Source organism: Pseudomonas sp. FW300-N1A1 (genome assembly GCF_058789115.1).
This window is the reverse complement of the sequence record NZ_JBYTBK010000003.1, coordinates 26048-45999: the sequence shown is the minus strand read 5'-3', so window position 1 is coordinate 45999 and position 19952 is coordinate 26048. Positions and strand designations below refer to the sequence as shown.

The window sequence follows — 19952 nt, the reverse complement described above, 5'->3', positions numbered from 1 at the left end:
CCCGATGCCAGCGCGTTAGTTGCTGACGGTCAGGATCGGACTGCCCAATCGCTCCAGCAGGGTCGCCTGGGCGCTGCGCGGGTTCTGGTTGCCGGTCGGCGTATTGCGCACGTAACGACCGTCCGACTGCAGGCTCCAGCTGTGGGTGTTATCGGTCAGATACAGCTCCAGCTCTTTCTTGACCCGCGTGATCAGCTTCTTGCCTTCCACCGGGAAACAGGTCTCGACGCGCTTGTCGAGGTTGCGCTCCATCCAGTCGGCACTGGACAGGAACATCTGCTCTTCGCCGCCGTTGAGGAAGTAGAAGACCCGCGTGTGCTCCAGGAAGCGACCGATGATCGAGCGCACATGAATATTGTGCGAAACCCCGGCGATACCTGGGCGCAGGCAGCACATGCCACGCACCACCAGGTCGATACGCACCCCTGACTGGCTGGCCTTGTACAGCGCGCGAATGATCTTCGGATCGGTCAGCGAGTTGAACTTGGCGATGATGTGCGCCGGCTTGCCCTCGACGGCGAACTGGGTTTCGCGGGCAATCATGTCGAGCATGCCCTTTTTCAGGGTAAAGGGCGCATGCAGCAGCTTTTTCATGCGCAGGGTCTTGCCCATGCCGATCAACTGGCTGAACAGTTTGCCAACGTCTTCACACAAGGCGTCGTCGGACGTCAGCAGGCTGTAGTCGGTGTACAGACGGGCGTTAGCGGCGTGGTAGTTACCAGTCCCCAAGTGCGCATAACGGACGATCTCGCCGGCCTCGCGACGCAGGATCAGCATCATCTTGGCGTGGGTCTTGAAGCCGACCACGCCGTAGATCACTACCGCACCGGCCGCTTGCAGACGGCTGGCCAGTTGCAGGTTGGACTCTTCATCGAACCGCGCACGCAGCTCGATCACCGCTGTGACTTCCTTGCCGTTTCGCGCGGCGTCGACCAGTGCATCGACGATTTCCGAGTTGGCGCCGGAGCGGTACAAGGTCTGACGAACCGCCAGCACATGCGGGTCCTTGGCCGCCTGGCGCAGCAGGTCGACTACCGGCGTGAACGACTCGAACGGGTGCAGCAGCAGGATGTCCTGCTTGCTGATCACACTGAAAATGTTCTCGCTGTTTTGCAGCAGTTTCGGGATCTGCGGCGTGAACGGCAGGTATTGCAGTTCTCGCTGACTGTCCAGGCCGGTAATGCTGAACAGCCGCGTCAGATTGACCGGGCCGTTGACCTGATACAGCTCGGTCTCGTGCAGGTTGAACTGTTTGAGCAGGTAATCGGACAGGTGTTTCGGACAGGTATCAGCCACTTCCAGGCGCACCGCATCACCGTAGCGACGGGAGAACAGCTCACCACGCAGGGCACGGGCCAGGTCTTCCACATCTTCGGTGTCGACCGACAAGTCGGCGTTGCGGGTCAGGCGGAACTGGTAGCAGCCCTTGACCTTCATGCCCTGGAACAGGTCATCGGCGTGCGCGTGGATCATCGACGACAGGAACACATAGTTGTCGCCAGAGCCGCCGACTTCTTCCGGCAGCTTGATAACGCGCGGCAGCAGACGCGGCGCCGGGATGATCGCCAGGCCGGAATCGCGGCCGAAGGCGTCGATACCCTCGAGCTCGACGATGAAGTTCAGGCTTTTGTTCACCAGCAACGGGAACGGGTGCGTCGGGTCGAGACCGATCGGGGTAATGATCGGGGCAATCTCGTCGCGGAAGTAGCGGCGCACCCAGGTCTTGATCTTGGTGGTCCAGTGGCGCCGACGAATGAAGCGCACCTGATGCTTTTCCAGCTCCGGCAACAGGATGTCGTTGAGGATCGCGTACTGGCGATCAACCTGGCCATGCACCAGGTCGCTGATGCGTGCCAGTGCCTGATGCGGTTGCAGGCCATCGGCACCGGCCTGTTCACGGGCGAAGGTGATCTGTTTTTTCAGCCCGGCTACGCGAATCTCGAAGAACTCGTCCAGGTTGCTGGAGAAGATCAGCAGGAACTTCAGTCGCTCCAGCAATGGATAGGACTCGTCCAGCGCCTGTTCCAGCACGCGGATGTTGAACTGCAGTTGCGACAACTCGCGATGGATGTACAGGCTGCTGTCATCCAGACCGGGAATAGCGATCGCCGGTACCGCGGGTGCCACGTCGACCACCACCGCGGGCGGAGCAGGCTCCATCTCCAGCGGGGGTTCGACGACTGGCTCGACCACGGGTTGAGCTTCTTTTACGGCAACTTCAGTGAGGCCTTCGGTATTCATCGAATGTTCCTGGGAGGGCTATTTTTGCTCTCGTAACAATTGGGCGGCACGTACGGCAAAGTAAGTGAGGATGCCATCAGCACCGGCACGTTTAAAAGCGGTCAGGGATTCAAGAATAACCCCTTCGCTCAACCAGCCATTCTGGATAGCCGCCATGTGCATGGCGTATTCACCGCTGACCTGATAGACAAAGGTCGGCACTTTGAATTCTTCTTTGACCCGGTAAAGAATGTCCAGGTACGGCATGCCTGGCTTGACCATGACCATATCCGCACCTTCTGACAAGTCGCTAGCCACTTCGTGCAACGCTTCGTTGCCGTTGGCCGGGTCCATTTGATAGGACGCCTTGTTCGCCTTGCCCAGGTTCAGCGCCGAACCGACGGCATCGCGGAACGGGCCGTAGTAGGCACTGGCGTACTTGGCCGAGTAGGCCATGATTCGCACGTTGACATGACCTGCCAGCTCCAGCGCTTCACGGATGGCCTGGATGCGGCCGTCCATCATGTCCGACGGGGCGACCACCTGGGCACCGGCAGCGGCATGGGACAGGGCTTGCTTGACCAGCGCATCGACGGTGATGTCGTTCTGCACATAGCCTTCTTCATCCAGAATACCGTCCTGGCCGTGAGTGGTGAACGGATCCAGCGCGACGTCGGTGATCACCCCCAGCTCCGGGAAGCGTGCACGCAGGGCACGCGTGGCGCGCTGGGCGATGCCGTCCGGGTTCCAGGCTTGCGCCGCGTCGAGGGACTTGAGTTCGGTCGGCGTCACCGGAAACAGGGCGACGGCCGGAATACCCAGCTCGACCCAACCGGCCGCCTCTTCCAGCAACAGGTCGATGGTCAGGCGCTCGACGCCAGGCATCGAGGCCACCGCTTCGCGACGGTTCTCACCGTCCAGCACAAATACCGGCAGAATCAGGTCATTGGTGGTCAGCACGTTTTCACGTACCAGACGACGCGAAAACTCGTCACGACGATTGCGACGCAGGCGGGTTGCAGGAAACAAACGGTTGGCGGGGGTAAAGCTCACGACAGACTCCTGAGCCCGCATTGGCAGGCGAGCGTGACAGTTATAAGCATCCATTATGACCAACAGATTACAGTTGTGTGCACCCCCGTGACCGGTAGTCGCATCCATTGTCCTTGTAGGAAATGTTCACGTCGAGACACATTTGGATACTTTCCTCCATGGGCCTGAAGGGTTAGGCTGCGCGTTCATTTCGCCAGCACCCAGACAATGCTCCAACAATTCCTGAATGATTTTGGCTACTTTGCCCTCTTTCTCGGCACGTTCTTCGAAGGCGAAACCATTCTGGTGCTCGCCGGCTTCCTTGCGTTCCGTGGATACATGGACATCAATATCGTGGTGGTCGTGGCCTTCCTCGGCAGCTATGCCGGCGATCAACTGTGGTACTTCCTGGGGCGCAAGCACGGCCGCAAACTGCTGGCACGCAAACCACGCTGGCAATTGATGGGCGACCGGGCGCTGGAGCACATTCGCAAGCATCCGGACATCTGGGTACTGAGCTTTCGCTTCGTCTACGGCTTGCGCACGGTCATGCCCGTGGCCATTGGCCTTTCGGGTTATCCGCCAGGCCGCTACCTGCTGCTCAACGGTATCGGTGCCGCCATCTGGGCCACCGCGTTGGCGGCCGCCGCCTATCACTTCGGTGCAGTGCTCGAGGGCATGCTGGGCAGCGTCAAGAAGTACGAGCTGTGGGTACTGGGCGCGTTGCTGGTGCTGGGCCTCATCCTGTGGCTGCGTCGGCGCTTCAAGAATGCTCGCCTGGCCAAGAAGATCTATGCGGACGAACAAGCCTTGAAGGCCGAGAAGGCCAAGGCTGGCGAACCTACGACGCCAGCCGAGTGATGCGGCTTGCGCAGCAGTAGAGGCCGATCCCGCTGAGCACGCTGTAACCGAGCAGGCCAACCCAGCCTGCCGTGCTGGCCGGCCATAGCCCGACCAGCGGTGCCAGCCCCGCCAGCGGCAGGTTCGACGCCAGCCGCAACACCTCCAGCCTGAACGCTTGCGGGCGATTCTCCAGCATCGCCCCCAGCACAAACAGACCCCATGCCACCGCTCCCCAGCCCACTACCAGGGCGGCCGTTGGCAGCGCGTGCTCCAGGCTCATCAGGTAACTGCCCAGCGCGATATACAGGCAGAACTGAACCGCGACATACCCTTGCAGACGGCCGTCCAACGGCACTTCGAATTTGCGGAACCGGCTCAGGTCCGGCTTGTTCATCGGGTACTTCGCCGCCACGTCCGCCGGGCGCCAACCCGTGCGCATGAACCAGATTCGCAGCTTGTCCCAACCACTCTGGGCGCGACGTGCATCCGCCCATAGCTGCGCATAGAACTGCATATTCGCCCATAACGGGTTCCAACTCGCCAGAGGCGTGGTCACGCCGAAAATCACCGGCTCGTTGTCGTCCTCTTCCTGAAACGTACCGAACAGACGGTCCCAGATGATGAACACCCCACCGTAGTTGCGATCCATATAAAGAGCGTTCTGCGCATGGTGGGCGCGATGATTGGACGGCGTCACGAAGCACCATTCGAACCAGCCCAGCTTGGGAATGTGTTTGGTGTGAACCCAGAACTGATAGAGCAGGTTCAACGCCGCGACACTGACGAACACCAACAGCGGTATGCCGAGCACGGCCATCGGCAGGTAGAAAATCCAACCCAGCAAGAAGCCGGTACTGGTCTGGCGCAGCGCGGTGGAGAGGTTGTAGTCCTCGCTTTGATGGTGCACCGAGTGCGCCGCCCACAGGATGTTGCGCTCATGCCCCATCCGGTGCAGCCAGTAATAGCAAAAATCATAGAGTACAAAGGCAAATACCCACACCCACAGGCGCTCGGCCGGCAGCTCGAACAGCGCCAGGTGCTTGAGGGCGAATGCGTACGTCACCAGCCCGACGCCCTTGGTCAGCAGTCCCGTGGTGGTCGACAACACACCCGTGCCGAGGCTGTTGATGGCATCCGCCACCCGGTAATTGCTCACCCCACGCCAGCGGTCCGCCAGCAACTCGATGGCGATCAGCAGAAAGAAAAACGGCACGGCATACAAAACGAAATTCATGACCCGGCCCGCTTGCAATGGATTGTCAAAAGATTAGGCGCAACCGCCAGACTCCCCTATGGCAACGCGTGACAAATTAGTGGACATTTAACGCCATGTATCTGGAGAAGAACCCATGAGCAAAAAAGTTGCAGTGATACTTTCCGGCTGTGGCGTCTATGACGGCGCCGAGATCCATGAAAGCGTGATTACCCTGCTGCGCCTCGACCAGCGTGGCGCGCAGGTCCAGTGCTTTGCCCCTGACATCGCGCAAATGCATGTGGTCAACCACCTGACGGGCGAAGCAATGCCCGAGTCGCGCAACGTGCTGGTGGAGTCGGCGCGCATTGCCCGGGGGAACATCAAGGACATCCGCGAAGCGAGCGTCGAAGACTTCGACGCCCTGATCGTGCCCGGTGGTTTTGGCGCCGCCAAGAACCTGTCCAGCTTTGCCGTCGAAGGCGCCGCCTGCACCGTGCAACCGGATGTTCTGGCCCTGACTGAAGCCTTTGCCGAAGCGGGCAAGCCGGTTGGCCTGATCTGCATCTCGCCAGCCCTGGCCGCGAAGATCTATGGCCCCGGCGTGACCTGCACCATCGGCAACGACGCCGACACTGCCGCTGCCATGGACAAGATGGGCGCCATCCACGCGGACTGTGCCGTGACCGAGATCGTTGAGGACAAGGCGCGCAAACTGGTCAGCACCCCCGCCTACATGCTGGCGCAGTCGATCAGTGAAGCGGCTTCGGGGATCAACAAGCTGGTTGACCGGGTACTGGAGTTGACCCACGAAAACGATGCATGACATTGGCCGACATGTATTGATCGTTCCCCACACCCTGTGTGGGTGTGATCAAGCCGCCTAGGACCGGTGGCCTTGGGGTCGCTCCGCAACCCAGCGAGAGCAAGCGCCCTCGCCACAGGAAGGTGTACGTCTCAGGGCTTGCGGGACAACCGCGTCAATATCCGGTCCAGCGCATTGGCAAACGCCTGCTTGTCACGTTCGCCAAACGGCGCGGGACCGCCGCCCGCCTGGCCCTGCTCACGCAAATCGGTGAACAGGTTACGCACCGCCAGGCGATCGCCCATGTTCTGCGTGTCGAACTCCTTGCCCCGAGGGTCCAGCGCCGCAACCCCCTTCTTCACCAGACGGTCGGCCAGCGGCACATCGCTGCAGATCACCAGCTCACCCGGTACCGCATGCTCCACCAGGTAATCGTCGGCCGCATCCGGACCGCTGGGCACCACGATCAGCTTCACCAGGGCCAGGCCCGGTTTGATCTGTGGTTGACCGGCCACCAGCACCACCTCGAACTGGCGCTTGAGGGCGAACTTCACCACCAGGTCCTTCGCAGCCCTGGGGCAAGCGTCGGCATCGATCCATACGCGCATCAGGTTTTTCCTCTCTTGCAAACAGCGACCAGGGTCAAGCGGCTGGCACCCGGCGCTTCTCGGCCATGCGACTGCGGCTGTACAGCACAATGATCGCCAGGATCGCCACCACCTGCGCACTCAGCGAGTAGGCGTCGGCATGAATCCCCAGCCAGTCGAAATCAAAGAACGGCACCGGCCGTGTGCCAAAGATCCCGGCTTCCTGCAAGGCTTTCACCCCATGCCCGGCGAACACTACCGACAATGCGCACAGCAAGCCGGCGTTGATGCTGAAGAACAGGGCCAGCGGCAGTTTCGCCGAGCCGCGCAAAATCACCCAGGCCAAGCCCACCAACAGCACCAGTGCTGTCGCGCCACCCGCCAGTACCGCCTCATGACCCGCCGGGCCGGCTTGCAGCCACAGGGTTTCGTAGAACAGGATCACTTCGAACAGCTCACGGTACACCGAGAAGAACGCCAGGATCGCAAACCCGAAGCGCCCACCGCCGCCCACCAGGCTGCTCTTGATGTAATCCTGCCAGGCTGCCGCATGGCGACGGTCGTGCATCCAGACCCCAAGCCACAGCACCATGACGCTGGCAAACAGCGCCGTCGCACCTTCCAGCAGCTCTCGCTGGGAACCGCTGACGTCGATCACGTACGCCGCGAGCGCCCAGGTGCCCAGGCCCGCCAGCAGCGCCAGCCCCCATCCGACGTTGACACTGCGCACCGCCGATTGCTGACCGGTGTTGCGCAGGAATGCGAGGATCGCCGCCAGCACCAGGATCGCTTCCAGGCCTTCGCGCAGCAGAATCAACAGACCCGAGATGTAACTCAGGGACCAGCTCAGGCCATCGCTGCCCAACAGGCCGGCGGACTCCTTCAGTTTCGCCTTGGCCACGTCTAGTCGCTGTTCAGCCTGCTCGACCGGTAAGCCGTCCTGCAACGCCTGACGGTAGGCCATCAGGGATTTTTCAGTGTCTTTGCGCACCACCGCGTCAACGTTGTCAAGGGAGCTCTCAACCAGTTCGAAGCCCTCCAGATACGCGGCCACCGACAGGTCGTAGGCCTGATCGTGCTCACCGGCTCGATACGCGGCGATGCTCTTGTCCAGTGTCGCGGCGGTGTAATCGAGCAGTTGCGCCGGCCCTCGCTTGACCTGCGGTGGCTGGGCACGCTGCGCACGGAAGGTTGCCGCCGCCTCGGGACCTTCGGCCGCCAGCACCTCGGTCGGCGTTTGGCGCGCCAGGTCGGCGAGGTTGTAGGTCTTCTCGCTTTTTGCCGCTGCCGGGTCGGCACTGAAACTGGCGATGTAGGTGGCCAGGTCCCAACGCTGCCGCTCGTCGAGCTGATCAGCGAACGATGGCATGTCCGTGCCTTCAACGCCCTGCCCAAGGGTGCTGTAGATCGCGTAGAGGCTCAGGCGGTCCTGGCGTGCGCTATCACGCAGGTTCGCCGGCGCAGGCTCCATGCCAACGCCTGCGGGGCCATCGCCAGCGCCGCTGTCGCCGTGGCACACCGAGCAGTGCTGTGCATACAGCGGTGCGCCCCGCGCGGGGTCCGGGGTAATGATCGGTGCCTGACTGACCTCGTAGGCCACTGCCAGTTTCGCCCCCAGCTGTCGCGCCTGACGGGCGACGCTCGCACCGTCCTGGCGTTCGTCGACAGCCTTGCGCAGGGCCGATACGCCCTGCTCCAGCTCAGCCTTCTGCGGCTTCGCCGGCAACCCCGCGACAAAGCCTTGCAGCGCCTTTAAAAACTCGACCTGCTCCTGGTACTCGGCCGCATCGATCACCTTGCCCGCCGCTACCGTAGCCGGGTAATCCGCACCCACGTAGTCGAGTACATGCAGGGCTTGAGGGGCGCCTTCCACGGTGTCGGCCAGCAGGTTGAAACTGCACAGTGCAAACAACGGAAAGACCAACCAGGCCAGAAAACGGGACGGCGCAGTCATGAATGAGTCTCAAATGGAAATACGAAGTTACACATTGTTCACTCTCAATGCCCTTCGCTCAAGCTTTGTCGTCTTTGTGTTCAGGATTTCAGTGCGCACAAACAAAAAAGGCGACCTGATCAGGTCGCCTTGATTAACCGCTGACTGCTTACACCGCGGCCTTGCGAATGGTTGCCAGCAAACCGGCTGCACCGACAAACAAACCGGCGAACGCGCGGTTCATCCGGCGCTGTTGCTTGGGAGTGCGCAGCAGACGCAGGACCTTGGATGCCAGGCCCGTGTAGCCGGCCATGACGATCAGGTCGACGCAGATCATGGTCACGCCCAGGATCAGGTACTGCGCCACCAACGGTGCATGGGGGTCAATGAACTGCGGCAGCACGGCCAGCATGAACACCAGCGCCTTGGGGTTGCTGACGTTGACCAGGAAGCCGCGAAACACCAATGCCAGTGGCTTGCCGATCGGGCGGATGGCGGCGTCATCGCTCAGGTCGCTGGGCAGCGCACGCCATTGCTTGACCGCCAGGTAGATCAGGTAGGCCACGCCGAACCATTTGATCGCGTAAAACGCCGTGGACGAAGCGGCGAGGATCGCACCGACACCAGCGGCAACAATCGCAATCTGCATCGCCAGCCCCAATTGCAGGCCAAGGGCGTTCCAATAGCCACGCCAGAAACCGTACTGCAGACCACAGGACATCGACGCAATGGCGCCGGCGCCCGGGGAAAGACTGATCACCCAGCAGGCGGCAAAAAACGCCAACCATGTCTCAAGCACCATTGCACACCTCGACTCAGACTCGTATCAGACGTCTAAGCTAATGCGCCGGCCAACGAATGACTATCGATTTTTTGCAGGAAATGACCGCTGCCGACCAGCGTTGTCGCCCACCCGGCTATTTTTCAAAGCCGTTGGAAGGCAATGCGTCGCTGCCGCGCCAGCGTCGAACCGAGCGCTGGAAGAACAGGCTGTTCGGCACTTGCACCATGGCGCTGCCGGTACCCAGTTCTTCGGCCTCGATCAGCGTGGTGTACAGCAGGTTGATCGCCACGACCCGACCTTTGACGCCGGGCTTGTCGGTGGTGTCCACCAATTCGACCACGTCGCCAAGCCGGAACGGGCCGACCGTGAAGATCAGGATCGCGCACAGCAGGTTGGACAGCACGCTCCACATGGCGAAGAACGCCACGGCGGCCACCGCCACAAAGCCGGACAACGCTGTCCACAGTACCGTGGCGGAAACGCCCAGGCGCTCCAGCACAAAGATCAGTGCGCTGCCCATGATCAGCCAGCGCAGACCACCTCGCAGCGGCATCAGCAACTGCGGTGGGAACGGATAGCGCTCGCCCAGGCGGGTCAGGCCCTTGGCCACGAAGCGTTGGGTCAGGTAACCCGCCAACAGGATCAGCAGAATCTGCACGCCGAGCCAGATCGGATCGACCCACACCGCCGGCAGCGGCAGCTTGAAGGCCTCCATCAAGACAGCGCCTCCAGCTCCGCCTGCATGTTCTCCAGAAGTTCCAGGGATTCCATCCAGGCCTCTTCCAGCTCGGCTTCCCGGACCTTCAGCTTCGCTTGCTCGGCCAGCAGATCACGCAGTTCGTTCTTGCGCGCCGGTTCGTAAACATCGCTGTCGCCCAGGCTGGCATCAACCTTCGCCAGCTTCTCGTGCAGCTTGCCCAACTCGGTTTCCAGCTTGTCGGCCTCGCGCTTGTGCGGTGCCAGTTGCTGACGCAACGCGGCAGCGGCCTGGCGCTGGGCTTTCTTGTCGGTCTTGTCCGGATTGACCGGCGTGGTGCTCACCGGCGCGTTGCGCTGACGGTACTCGACCAGCCAACGGGCATAGTCTTCCAGGTCGCCGTCGAACTCTTCGACCTTGCCATCGGCCACCAGGAAGAAGTTATCGGTGGTGCTTTTGAGCAGATGACGGTCGTGAGAGACCACCAGTACCGCGCCACTGAATTCCTGCAGGGCCATGGTCAGCGCCAGGCGCATTTCCAGGTCCAGGTGGTTGGTCGGTTCGTCGAGCAGCAACAGGTTCGGCCGGTCCCAGGCGATCAACGCCAGTGCCAGGCGAGCCTTTTCGCCACCGGAGAAGTTCAACACCGGTTCGTCGATGCGTGCACCACGGAAGTCGAAACCACCGAGGAAGTCGCGCAGGGTCTGTTCACGCTCGGTCGGTGCCAGGCGCTGCAAATGCAGCAATGGGCTGGCCTTGGAATCCAGCGAGTCCAGCTGATGCTGGGCAAAGTAGCCCACCACCGTGTTCTCGCCACGGGTCAAGCGGCCGGCCAAAGGCTCCAGCTCACCGGAGAGGTTTTTGATCAGGGTCGATTTGCCCGCGCCGTTAGGGCCGAGCAGACCAATCCGCGCACCCGGGGTCAGTTGCAGCTTGACCTTCTCCAGCACGGTTTTCTCGCCATAGCCCAGACGGGCGTCGGACAGGTCGATCAGCGGGCTGGAAATCTTCGTCGACTCACGGAAGACGAAATCGAACGGCGAATCGACGTGGGCGGCGGACAGCTCTTCCATTCGCTCCAGCGCCTTGATCCGGCTCTGGGCCTGGCGGGCCTTGGTGGCCTGGGCCTTGAAGCGAGCGATGTAGCTTTCCATGTGCGCACGTTGCGCCTGCTGCTTCTCGTAGGCCTGTTGCTGCTGGGCCAGCCGTTCGGCACGGGCCCGCTCGAACGCCGAGTAGCCACCGCGGTACAGCGTAATCTTGCGTTGATCGACGTGGGCCACGTGATCGACCACGGCATCGAGGAAATCCCGGTCGTGGGAAATCAGCAGCAGAGTGCCGGGATAGCTCTTGAGCCACTCTTCCAGCCAGATAATGGCATCGAGGTCCAAGTGGTTGGTAGGTTCGTCGAGCAGCAACAGGTCCGACGGGCACATCAGTGCCTGTGCCAGGTTCAGACGCATCCGCCAGCCACCGGAGAAATCTCCGACCGGGCGATCCATCTGTTCATTCGTGAACCCCAACCCCGCGAGCAGCTTGCGGGCGCGAGCGTCGGCCGTATAGCCATCGGCGCTGTCGAGCTCCGAATGCAAGCGCGCCTGGGCGGCACCGTCATGGGCCGCTTCGGCCGCGGCGAGGTCGCGTTGCACCTCACGCAGGCGCAGGTCGCCATCGAGCACGTAGTCGACCGCCAGGCGTTCGAGCGTGTCGATCTCCTGACGCATGTGGGCGATGCGCCAGTCGGCCGGCAGGAAGCAATCACCCGAGTCCGGGTGCAGGTCACCCAGGAGCAAGGCGAACAGGCTCGATTTGCCGGCGCCGTTGGCACCGATAAGGCCGGCTTTATGGCCGGCGTGCAGGGTCAGCTCGGCGTCTTCTAGCAGACGTTGCGGGCCACGCTGTAAAGTCAGGTTCTGAAGTCGAATCATAATGGCGGCGGAGTCTACCAGCTTCGCTCGCAACTGGCGCGAGTAGCACTATGTCCTCTGACCTGTGGAGCTTTTCCCTCAGCACTTACGCCCGCCCGGGTGTAGAAGACGCCTGCCTGGCACTGCAAGCGGCGGGCGCCAACGTGTGCCTGCTGCTCTGCGCCTGCTGGCTCGGCGAACGCGGCGTGGCGTGCAACCCGCAACGCCTGCAACAGCTCCTTCAACTGGCTGAGCCCTGGGACTCACAGGTGGTGCAGCCGCTACGACAGTTACGCCTGCAGTGGAAAGCCGCTGCGGTTTCAGACGCACCACTCGGCATCCTGCGAGCGCAAGTCAAGGCATTGGAGTTGGAGGCCGAGCGGCAATTGCTGTTGCGGCTGGAACAATCGGCGCGGGGGTGGCCGACGGGGCAAGCGAACGACTTGGCCGCGTGGCAGGAAGGATTGGCGGTAAGCGCCGCCAAACTGAGTCGCGACGCGCTGCATCAGCTGCGCGTCGCGATGACCGATGCTTAGGAAGCGCTGGTCGGGGTGCTGATTGCCGCTGCCGGTGCAGGCGAAGCTGCCGGAGTGCTCACCGCTGGGGTAGGTGCCGCAGGTTTCGCAGCCACTGGTGTGGCAGCAGCAGGCTTGGCTGCGACAGGCTTTTTCACCGCAGGTTTCGCAGCCGGTTTCGCAACCGGTTTGGCGGCGCTGGCGGCGGCAGGTTTGGCAGTGGCCGCAGGCTTGGCTGCGGGTCTGGCGGGCGCCTTGACGGGCGCTTTGGCGACTGGCTTGGCGGCGACTTTAGCGGCAGCAGGCTTGGCGGCCGGTTTTGCCGCTACAGGTTTGGCGACTGCAGGTTTGGCAGCCGGCTTGGCGGCGGCTGTTTTAGCAACAGGCTTGGCCGCGGGTCTGGCAGCCGGTTTCGCGGCACTGGCAGCAACCGGTTTTTTCGCGGCTGGCTTGGCGGCTGTTTTGGCAGGTGCCTTGGCAGCAGGTTTGGCAGCTGCTTTCACGGGCGCCTTGGCAGCAGCCGGTTTGGCCGCTGGTTTTTTTGTGGCCGTGGCGGCAGCGGCAGGCTTGGCCAAACGCTGGGTCAGCACCTTGCCGACAGCTTCCTTCACACGACCAACACCCTGGGCCAGTTTCAGGCTTTCCTGGGCGTCGCGCTTGAGTTGCAGAATGTAGTTGCGCGTCTCGGACTGACGATCCTTGAGTGCGTCGAGCAGTTCTTCAAGTTCTTGTACCGCACCTTTGGCCTTGGCCTGTGCCTTGGCTTTGCCGGCCGCTGCAGCGTCCTGCAATTTGGTGCGCGATTTGTGCAGTTTTTCCTGTGCTTTTCCGCGCTGCTTTTCCAGTTTGGCGAGCAGTTTTTCAGCATCAGCCAAGGCTTGGGAGCAAGCATTTTCCAAATGCTCGAGCAGGCTGCCCGTGAGATTCTGGAGTAAGTGCAACGGAGTATTTACAGGCTTCTTATTGGCCGACATGGTTTACCTCCTGGCTGACGTGGGTGCGGCTCATACTAGACCTCTGCTGCTACCGCCGCTAGGGCATGTTGACAGTATCGATGGCCATGCGTTGCACCAAACTGAAAATGTTCTGCACGCCTCTCAAAGCAGTTCACCGACCATGACATTCCCGCTGGCATAATCCACCGCATTCCAGACTGGAGAGCGCCCATGTCGCGTTACCTGTTGTTGCCCTTGTGCGTGATATTTTCGACGGTGTATGCCGCTGAAAAAAACCCGAATAATGATGCCCACGATCTTGCCTACAGCCTCGGTGCCAGCCTGGGCGAGCGCTTGCGCCAAGAGGTTCCGCAGTTGCAGATTCAAGCACTGGTAGAAGGCCTGCAACAGGCCTACCAGGGCAAGCCGCTGGCGCTCACGGATGAGCGAATCGAGCAGATCCTGGCCGAGCACGAAGCACAGATTGCCGAGCAGCCCGCGCTACCGCAAAGCGAGATAGCCCTGGAAAAAGAGCATCGTTTCTTGACCGTTGAAAAAGCCAGGCCCGGCGTCCGGGAACTGGCCGATGGCATCCTGCTGACCGAGCTGGTTGCAGGTAATGGGACCAAGGCCGGCCCCAATGGCAAGGTACAGGTTCGCTATATCGGCAGGCTGCCCGACGGCACGGTGTTCGACCAGAACGATCAGGCCCAATGGTTCAGCCTCGACAGCGTGATCAACGGCTGGCGCAGCGCATTGCAGCAAATGCCGGTCGGGGCAAAATGGCGCCTGGTGATCCCGTCGGCGCAGGCCTATGGTGCCGACGGCGCGGGGGACCTGATCGCACCGTTCACGCCGCTGGTGTTTGAAGTGGAACTGCTCGGGGCAACAGGCTGAACAAACAACCCAAACGAAAAACGGTGCGCAAGGCGCACCGTTTTGCAGTTTGCACGCGATCGAGGCTCAGGCCTGCGCGGGCACCTCTTCCTTGTGAGCCGTGTGCAGCACTTCGATCAGGCAGTCTTCAAGTTCGAAGCGCTCATGCAGCAAACCACCCAGCTCCTTGAACTTCTCGGCAACACACTTGCCGGCATCGCACAGGTCGTTGAACGCCAGCAGCTTTTCCGTGATGACGTCGATGCGCGGGTAAATCGTATCGGCCAGTTCCAGCCCGCGCTTGTCACCGAACGCCTTGGCTTCACCGGTGAGTTGCTCATAGATCTCGAAATGACCGGCAGACACGTAGTCGACCAGGACACCACAGAACTCCTGCAATGGCTTTCGGTTTTCGCCTAGAGCCTCAGGCTTGGCGCCGAGAGCATCATAGGCTCGAACCAGTTCGTGACGCTCCTGCAACCAGCGATCGATCAGCAGATGCACTCCACCCCAGCGTTCCTGAGCATTCTGACAACTTTCGAGCATGGTGATCTCTCTTCCCTTATGGGTGATGTCGCCCGCACTCGCCGAAAGACGTGAAGCTTCAGGATCCGGCCAGGCAAAGCATCATCGAGCAACATAAATCCAATGATACGTGCGGGCCAGATTATGCTCGCACGCCAATGGCTTCAAGGTACGCAGGAGACAAAGTTCATACAAGTGTTTAATCGCCTCCCGCCCCCCGGTGCGACGACTCGCCGCTGGACGGTCGCCCAAAGGCGTGCCAGACAAGCAGAAGGATCTGGTAACCCGCGAGAATCATGACCGCCACAAAGAACAGCAGGCTCCACTCGGGGATGCTCAGATCGAGCAGCGACCAGGAAATTTGCGCACAGACTTCCGTACCATCAAGCGCTCGCTTCAGCAGACCCAGCAACGGCAAGTTCACGGATTCATCCTGTGCACCGGGATAGCAGGCCACCAACTGCTGTACAGGATCGCTTTGCAATATTACCTGTCGCCAGGCGAGGGCCATGCCGGCAACGGCCCAGGTCAGGCTCAACAGCCAGTACAGAAAACAGCCTGCCCGCCGCGGGCCATGCAGTGAAGCGATCATGCACACGACGGTGAACAGCATCAGGAAAAAACGCTGCAACGTGCACAGCCCACAGGGCTTGAGCCCGATGGCGTACTCCAGATAATACGACGCGCCCAATGCCACGGCACCTGCAACGAAGGCCATGAAAAACAGGGAGCGAGAGCAGGCCAGGAACATGGCTTATCCGTAAAAAAAGAGACCGGTATTTACGGTAGAGGAAAGCGTTGGGACCTTACAAGACAGGCCCGTGGAGAGACTTCGCCGCAGCTGTAAGGAAATCCCGGCAGAAGAGACGGGACCGAGTGTAGTCACCCGTAGGATGATGCCTACGCCAAGCCTTTCAGAGGAATATCCGGCGTTTTCGACAGCAGGCCCTCCCCCTACGGAAGAGCCTGCAAGCCATGAGTTCAAGCGCGTGTCGGCACCGGTAACGGCAAAGCCAACAGACGCTCGTCCAGAAGGCCCAAACCCTCCTGAAACAGCTGATTGCTACGCTCGGTATCGCCCAGTTGGGCGAGCAAGCGGGCAAGCTCGGCACAGGCTTCAGGATTACGCTCAAGCCGGAGGCTGCTCTCCAGATAATCCCGCGCCTTGCCCCACAGACTGGCTTGCAAGCACAGGCGCCCCAGGGTCAGCAGCAAGCTCGGGTCGTTGGGATGGGCCTTCAACCAGCCCTCGGCGGTTTGCAGTTGACGCGACGGATCACTGCCGCGCAGCAACCCATACAACCGCGCAAGGTGGCTGTCGTATTGACGCTTGAGCGCTGTACGCAGGACCTCTTCGGCCTCGACCTGCGCGCCGAGCTGACGCAACTGTTCGGCATAGGCCAATACCAGTTGCGGCTCCTGGCGCTGAGCGGACGTCAGTTGTTGCCAGGCGCGATTGAGCGACTGCAGGCCCACGGCTTCGCCTTCCTCCTGGCGGGCCGCCAACGTCAGGTTTTCACCCCAGGCCCGACGCTCCAGTTCCGCCAGCTCGCTGGCTGGCAGCGCCTTGTCCTTGCGCAGTTCCGGCAACAGGCGAATCACCGCGGACCAGTCACCACGCTGCTGATACAAACGCTGCAACTGGCGCAGTACCTGGACACTGTGAGGATGTCGTTCGCGCATGGCCGAAAGCGTAACCAGCGCACCGTCGGTATCACCGCGGTCGGTCTGCAATTGTGCATGACTCAAGGCAATCGCCAACTCGGCCTGCGGCTGGCGCTCCAGCGCACGCTCCAACAGGCTGTCGCATTCGTCGTAGTGCCCTTGCTCATTCGCCGCACGGGCCGCGCCCAGATAGTAGAGCAACGGCTGGCGTTCAGCTTCGGCGGCACGCTGCAGGTGACGCTGGGCACTGGCCCAACGACCTTCCGCGAGATCGAGCTGGCCGTGCTCGATTGCGACCTGGACCCGCCGGCTGCGATTGCGGTTCGACCATGGGTTGACCACCCCACTGGAGACCGCGACCAGCTCGATCAAGGCCTTGATCCCCCACAACACCAACCAGATCACGGCCACCAGCAGCAGCGTCGCCCACAGGCTCGATTCATAGCGGAAGGTCTTGTAGGCGATCAACACGTATCCCGAGTGCTGGGCAATCGCCAGCCCCATGGCGCCAGCGACGGCGATGATCAGGAACACCATCACATAGAGTCGCTTCATGGGCTGGTCTCCGGCGTGGTGCCAGCGCCCGCCTTGACGGCAGGTTTGACCGATTCCTCGGCATTGACGTTACGTCGCTCCAGATAGCCCTGCACCACACTCAAGGTCGTCGCCAGGTCAGGAGTCGCCACAGTGACCGGTTGTTTGCTCAACTCGGCCAATTGCTCAAGCATGACTTTGCTTTGCGGGTTGTCCAGGTTGAAGCTGCCCTTGAGTACATCCCGCGCCTCGTCCAGCGCTTGGGTATACACCGGTGCCTGGCCATTGAGCGCGGCCCATTGAGCCTGCTCGAGCGCCAGACTCAGGGCCAGGCGCACCTGCGTCAGGCTCTGCCCGGCGAGCAGTGGGCGGATGTTTTTATCGGTATCGAAGTCAATGCGGATGTAGCGCGAAATCTGCTCCCACCACTGTACCCAGTGACTGGCACCATCGCCATCGGCGGTCAGCCTTTGCAGGGAGTCGCCACGTTCATGAAACTCGGGAGCCAGCTCGGTCAGTTCGGCCACTTGATCGCGCAAGGCGCCTAGCTGCAGGAACAGTCCGGTACGGTCCGGTTGTTCGGTGCTGCGCAATGCCGCCAGCGTCTTGGCAATTTGCTCGCGGGCAGCGAAGGCGCCAGGATCATTCTGCTCGCGCAGAATTTCGTCAGCGCCTTGCACCAGGGCCTGGGCGCTGCTGATGTCTTGCAACGCCGAAAGGCGCAGGCTGGCCAGACGTAATAAGTGCTCGGCTTCAGCCAGTCGCCAGTCCTTGCGGCTGGCACCCAGGACGGTTTCCAGACGCTGGTTCAAGCGCTGCTGATCGCCTTGCAACTGGGCCACCAGACGTCGGCGCTCTTCCAGTTCTTCGGCTGCCGGCAATTGCTCAAGCCGCGCCGTCAGACGCTGCTCATTGAGCTTGAGGCTTTGCGCCTGATCGCCCAGCGCCTGCAATTGTCCCAACTGCTGCTGAGTGCTGGCCTGCAGGGTGCGCACCTGCCAGATACCCCAGCCGCCGACGGCAACACCGGCGGCACCGACCAGCAGTGCAAAAATCGCCAGCCCGTTGCCCCGGCGCGGTTCTGGGTTGCTTACAGTTTCAACCGGCGCATCGAGCACAGGCTGGACGTCATCTTTAGGCAAGGCTGTTTCGCTCACGTATCCATCCTTTGCATTAGAAAGCGGGGCGGGTTTCCCGCAACGCCGCTAGCAAAGCCGTGGCACTGGCACCACGACAATCCACAACTGTTTGGGCGCCTGCCGCCAGCGCCATCTCGGCGACCCGAGGGCTTGGCACAAACAAGGGCAACCGCGCCAACTCAGGCCAGGCATTGCCGGCCAACTGGCGCAGGTGCTCAAAACCCTGTCCACTGCTGACCACCAGGCCGTTCAAGCGTTCCGCTTCAATCCGCTCAGGCAAGGCGTCCTCGGCATACTGCGGCAAGCCGCGACGGTACACCTCCAGATACTCGACACTAGCACCTTGCTCGCGCAAGCGCTCAGCCAGTAGCTCACGCCCACCCTCGCCACGCAGGATCAACACGCGCGCATCCGGCCGCGCGATAGCCTCGCGCAACGGTGCCAGTCCAAGCAAGGCTTCGCTGTCATCGCCGCATTCCGGGAAGCTGACATCCAGCCCGTGCTCCTGGAGGATCTGCGCCGTTGCCGCGCCCACACTGAACCACTTCAAACCCGGCGATTGCGACCCATACCGCTCGACCAGGCCCATGCCGATCCGGGCGGCCGGCTTGCTGACCACGATCACCGCGCAGTAGCGATCCAGCCCCTGGATCACCTCGCGCATGATCGCAGAGTCAGGCATCGGCTCTATTTCCAAAAGCGGCAAGCAGCTGCTGAAAATCCCCTGTTCGGCCAAAAAAAAGGCCAGTGCCGCCGAATCGTCCAACGGACGCGTCAGCAGCAAGCGCCACCCAGTCACTCGTGACCTGCCTCGCCGTAGACTGCCTTCAGGATCGTGTCGGCGCCCTGGCGCAGAAGGTCTTCGGCCACTTGCACACCCAAGGCCTCGGCGTCGCTGCGCGGCGCACGCGCCTGGGCACTGAGCAGCAGGCCGCCACTCGGATCACCCACCAGGCCACGTAACCAGAGCTGATCACCTTCCAGTACCGCATAGCAGGCGATCGGTACCTGGCAGCCGCCATTGAGATGTTTGTTCAGGGCGCGCTCGGCCGTGACCCGCGTGGCGGTGTCCTGATGATGCAGTGGTGCCAGCAATGCGTGAATTTCGCTGTCGGCGCTGCGGCATTCGATACCGACCGCCCCCTGGCCACCTGCCGGCAGGCTGTCGTCGACGCTGATCGAAGAGCTGATGCGATCCTCGAAACCCAGGCGAATCAAACCGGCCGCCGCGAGGATGATCGCGTCGTACTCACCGGCATCCAGCTTGGCCAGGCGGGTATTGACGTTGCCACGCAGGAAGCGGATTTGCAGGTCCGGGCGACGGCTCAGTAGTTGTGCCTGACGGCGCAGGCTAGAAGTGCCGACCACACTGCCCTGAGGCAGCGCGTCCAGGCTGGCGTAGGTATTGGACACAAAGGCATCGCGCGGGTCTTCGCGCTCACAGATACAGAACAGGCCCAGGCCTTGCGGGAAGTCCATGGGCACGTCTTTCATGGAGTGCACGGCGATGTCGGCTTCGTTTTCCAGCAACGCGGTTTCCAGTTCTTTGACGAACAGGCCCTTGCCACCGATTTTCGAGAGCGGGGAGTCAAGCAGCTTGTCGCCGCGGCTGACCATGGGCACCAGCGTCACGACCAGACCCGGATGGGCCTGTTCCAGACGAGCCTTGACGTATTCGGCCTGCCACAAGGCCAGGGCACTTTTGCGGGTAGCGATGCGGATTTCGCGAGGGGACATGGATCAATCCGTACTGAATAGATATG

Annotated in this window: 19 protein-coding genes; 4 read left to right on the top strand and 15 right to left on the bottom strand. The window is 61.7% G+C overall.

The window, feature by feature from the left end; all coding sequences use genetic code 11:
- Window positions 1-15: 15 nt before the first annotated feature.
- Together ppk1 and hemB are read right to left on the bottom strand one after the other, a co-directional pair.
- Window positions 16-2241, bottom strand: coding sequence for a polyphosphate kinase 1 (gene ppk1, locus AC3WQN_RS03805; RefSeq protein ID WP_103398727.1), 2226 nt, complete (start codon window positions 2239-2241; stop codon window positions 16-18).
- An 18-nt stretch (window positions 2242-2259) separates the two neighbouring features.
- A complete protein-coding gene (gene hemB, locus AC3WQN_RS03800) occupies window positions 2260-3273 on the bottom strand; it encodes a porphobilinogen synthase (protein WP_103398726.1) in 1014 nt (337 codons plus the stop codon).
- 207 nt (window positions 3274-3480) lie between these two features.
- Here hemB and AC3WQN_RS03795 point away from each other — a divergent pair, with 207 nt between their 5' ends.
- Window positions 3481-4113 carry a DedA family protein gene (locus tag AC3WQN_RS03795; protein ID WP_095081876.1) on the top strand — a complete coding sequence of 211 codons (633 nt, stop codon included), beginning with the start codon at window positions 3481-3483 and terminating at the stop codon, window positions 4111-4113.
- On the opposite strand, the gene AC3WQN_RS03790 is transcribed toward AC3WQN_RS03795, so the two are convergent.
- The gene (locus tag AC3WQN_RS03790; RefSeq protein WP_103398725.1) at window positions 4094-5329 is read right to left on the bottom strand and encodes a sterol desaturase family protein; all 1236 of its coding nucleotides are present in this window, start codon (window positions 5327-5329) and stop codon (window positions 4094-4096) included. The genes AC3WQN_RS03795 and AC3WQN_RS03790 overlap by 20 nt on opposite strands.
- A gap of 115 nt (window positions 5330-5444) precedes the next feature.
- Between AC3WQN_RS03790 and elbB the strand changes: the two genes are divergently transcribed.
- Window positions 5445-6113: an isoprenoid biosynthesis glyoxalase ElbB gene (elbB, locus tag AC3WQN_RS03785; RefSeq protein ID WP_103398724.1), complete on the top strand. Its 669-nt coding sequence runs from the start codon at window positions 5445-5447 to the stop codon at window positions 6111-6113.
- Window positions 6114-6244: 131 nt separating this feature from the next.
- On the opposite strand, the gene AC3WQN_RS03780 is transcribed toward elbB, so the two are convergent.
- The 5 genes from AC3WQN_RS03780 to AC3WQN_RS03760 form a co-directional block, all read right to left on the bottom strand.
- Window positions 6245-6700: a YaiI/YqxD family protein gene (locus AC3WQN_RS03780; protein ID WP_095081881.1), complete on the bottom strand. Its 456-nt coding sequence runs from the start codon at window positions 6698-6700 to the stop codon at window positions 6245-6247.
- Between the two features lie 34 nt (window positions 6701-6734).
- Entirely contained in the window at window positions 6735-8633 is a 1899-nt protein-coding gene (locus AC3WQN_RS03775; protein WP_103398723.1) for an FTR1 family protein, read from the bottom strand.
- Window positions 8634-8781: 148 nt separating this feature from the next.
- A complete protein-coding gene (locus AC3WQN_RS03770; RefSeq protein WP_095145870.1) occupies window positions 8782-9414 on the bottom strand; it encodes a LysE family transporter in 633 nt (210 codons plus the stop codon).
- A gap of 115 nt (window positions 9415-9529) precedes the next feature.
- Window positions 9530-10111, bottom strand: coding sequence for a mechanosensitive ion channel family protein (locus tag AC3WQN_RS03765; RefSeq protein ID WP_103398722.1), 582 nt, complete (start codon window positions 10109-10111; stop codon window positions 9530-9532).
- Window positions 10111-12021 (bottom strand): ATP-binding cassette domain-containing protein, encoded by a 1911-nt coding sequence (locus AC3WQN_RS03760; protein WP_103398721.1) that lies wholly within the window; start codon window positions 12019-12021, stop codon window positions 10111-10113. The genes AC3WQN_RS03765 and AC3WQN_RS03760 overlap by 1 nt, the downstream gene beginning before the upstream one ends.
- A gap of 50 nt (window positions 12022-12071) precedes the next feature.
- Between AC3WQN_RS03760 and AC3WQN_RS03755 the strand changes: the two genes are divergently transcribed.
- Window positions 12072-12536, top strand: a complete 465-nt coding sequence (locus AC3WQN_RS03755) for a TIGR02444 family protein (RefSeq protein ID WP_103398720.1) — start codon at window positions 12072-12074, stop codon at window positions 12534-12536.
- Here AC3WQN_RS03755 and AC3WQN_RS03750 read toward each other — a convergent pair.
- Window positions 12533-13489 carry an AlgP family protein gene (locus AC3WQN_RS03750; RefSeq protein WP_103398719.1) on the bottom strand — a complete coding sequence of 319 codons (957 nt, stop codon included), beginning with the start codon at window positions 13487-13489 and terminating at the stop codon, window positions 12533-12535. The genes AC3WQN_RS03755 and AC3WQN_RS03750 overlap by 4 nt on opposite strands.
- Window positions 13490-13681: 192 nt before the next feature.
- On the opposite strand from AC3WQN_RS03750, the gene AC3WQN_RS03745 reads away from it, so the two are divergent.
- The gene (locus AC3WQN_RS03745; protein WP_103398718.1) at window positions 13682-14347 is read left to right on the top strand and encodes an FKBP-type peptidyl-prolyl cis-trans isomerase; all 666 of its coding nucleotides are present in this window, start codon (window positions 13682-13684) and stop codon (window positions 14345-14347) included.
- Between the two features lie 66 nt (window positions 14348-14413).
- Here the strand turns inward: AC3WQN_RS03745 and rsd are convergent, their stop codons facing one another.
- From rsd to hemC, 6 genes are all read right to left on the bottom strand, one after another.
- Window positions 14414-14872 carry a sigma D regulator gene (gene rsd, locus AC3WQN_RS03740; RefSeq protein ID WP_095145859.1) on the bottom strand — a complete coding sequence of 153 codons (459 nt, stop codon included), beginning with the start codon at window positions 14870-14872 and terminating at the stop codon, window positions 14414-14416.
- Window positions 14873-15050: 178 nt separating this feature from the next.
- A complete protein-coding gene (locus AC3WQN_RS03735; RefSeq protein ID WP_103398717.1) occupies window positions 15051-15602 on the bottom strand; it encodes a disulfide bond formation protein B in 552 nt (183 codons plus the stop codon).
- A 230-nt stretch (window positions 15603-15832) separates the two neighbouring features.
- Window positions 15833-17071, bottom strand: coding sequence for a heme biosynthesis protein HemY (locus AC3WQN_RS03730; protein ID WP_103398716.1), 1239 nt, complete (start codon window positions 17069-17071; stop codon window positions 15833-15835).
- Window positions 17068-18207: a uroporphyrinogen-III C-methyltransferase gene (locus tag AC3WQN_RS03725; protein WP_103398715.1), complete on the bottom strand. Its 1140-nt coding sequence runs from the start codon at window positions 18205-18207 to the stop codon at window positions 17068-17070. The genes AC3WQN_RS03730 and AC3WQN_RS03725 overlap by 4 nt, the downstream gene beginning before the upstream one ends.
- A 16-nt stretch (window positions 18208-18223) precedes the next feature.
- On the bottom strand, window positions 18224-18988 hold the full coding sequence (locus AC3WQN_RS03720) for a uroporphyrinogen-III synthase (protein ID WP_103398714.1): 765 nt from the start codon (window positions 18986-18988) through the stop codon (window positions 18224-18226).
- Window positions 18985-19926 (bottom strand): hydroxymethylbilane synthase, encoded by a 942-nt coding sequence (hemC, locus tag AC3WQN_RS03715; protein ID WP_103398713.1) that lies wholly within the window; start codon window positions 19924-19926, stop codon window positions 18985-18987. Before hemC ends, AC3WQN_RS03720 begins: the two co-directional genes overlap by 4 nt.
- Window positions 19927-19952 lie beyond the last annotated feature (26 nt).

What these genes read in the sequence shown, in the direction of transcription:
- AC3WQN_RS03795 (WP_095081876.1), top strand. Translation starts at nt 3,481, where the DNA reads ATGCTCCAACAATTCCTGAATGATTTTGGCTACTTTGCCCTCTTTCTC.
- AC3WQN_RS03770 (WP_095145870.1), bottom strand. Translation starts at nt 9,414, where the DNA reads ATGGTGCTTGAGACATGGTTGGCGTTTTTTGCCGCCTGCTGGGTGATC.
- AC3WQN_RS03750 (WP_103398719.1), bottom strand. Translation starts at nt 13,489, where the DNA reads ATGTCGGCCAATAAGAAGCCTGTAAATACTCCGTTGCACTTACTCCAG.
- rsd (WP_095145859.1), bottom strand. Translation starts at nt 14,872, where the DNA reads ATGCTCGAAAGTTGTCAGAATGCTCAGGAACGCTGGGGTGGAGTGCAT.
- AC3WQN_RS03775 (WP_103398723.1), bottom strand. Translation starts at nt 8,633, where the DNA reads ATGACTGCGCCGTCCCGTTTTCTGGCCTGGTTGGTCTTTCCGTTGTTT.
- AC3WQN_RS03730 (WP_103398716.1), bottom strand. Translation starts at nt 17,071, where the DNA reads ATGAAGCGACTCTATGTGATGGTGTTCCTGATCATCGCCGTCGCTGGC.
- ppk1 (WP_103398727.1), bottom strand. Translation starts at nt 2,241, where the DNA reads ATGAATACCGAAGGCCTCACTGAAGTTGCCGTAAAAGAAGCTCAACCC.
- elbB (WP_103398724.1), top strand. Translation starts at nt 5,445, where the DNA reads ATGAGCAAAAAAGTTGCAGTGATACTTTCCGGCTGTGGCGTCTATGAC.
- AC3WQN_RS03765 (WP_103398722.1), bottom strand. Translation starts at nt 10,111, where the DNA reads ATGGAGGCCTTCAAGCTGCCGCTGCCGGCGGTGTGGGTCGATCCGATC.
- AC3WQN_RS03790 (WP_103398725.1), bottom strand. Translation starts at nt 5,329, where the DNA reads ATGAATTTCGTTTTGTATGCCGTGCCGTTTTTCTTTCTGCTGATCGCC.
- AC3WQN_RS03735 (WP_103398717.1), bottom strand. Translation starts at nt 15,602, where the DNA reads ATGTTCCTGGCCTGCTCTCGCTCCCTGTTTTTCATGGCCTTCGTTGCA.
- hemC (WP_103398713.1), bottom strand. Translation starts at nt 19,926, where the DNA reads ATGTCCCCTCGCGAAATCCGCATCGCTACCCGCAAAAGTGCCCTGGCC.
- AC3WQN_RS03745 (WP_103398718.1), top strand. Translation starts at nt 13,682, where the DNA reads ATGTCGCGTTACCTGTTGTTGCCCTTGTGCGTGATATTTTCGACGGTG.
- AC3WQN_RS03755 (WP_103398720.1), top strand. Translation starts at nt 12,072, where the DNA reads ATGTCCTCTGACCTGTGGAGCTTTTCCCTCAGCACTTACGCCCGCCCG.
- AC3WQN_RS03760 (WP_103398721.1), bottom strand. Translation starts at nt 12,021, where the DNA reads ATGATTCGACTTCAGAACCTGACTTTACAGCGTGGCCCGCAACGTCTG.
- AC3WQN_RS03780 (WP_095081881.1), bottom strand. Translation starts at nt 6,700, where the DNA reads ATGCGCGTATGGATCGATGCCGACGCTTGCCCCAGGGCTGCGAAGGAC.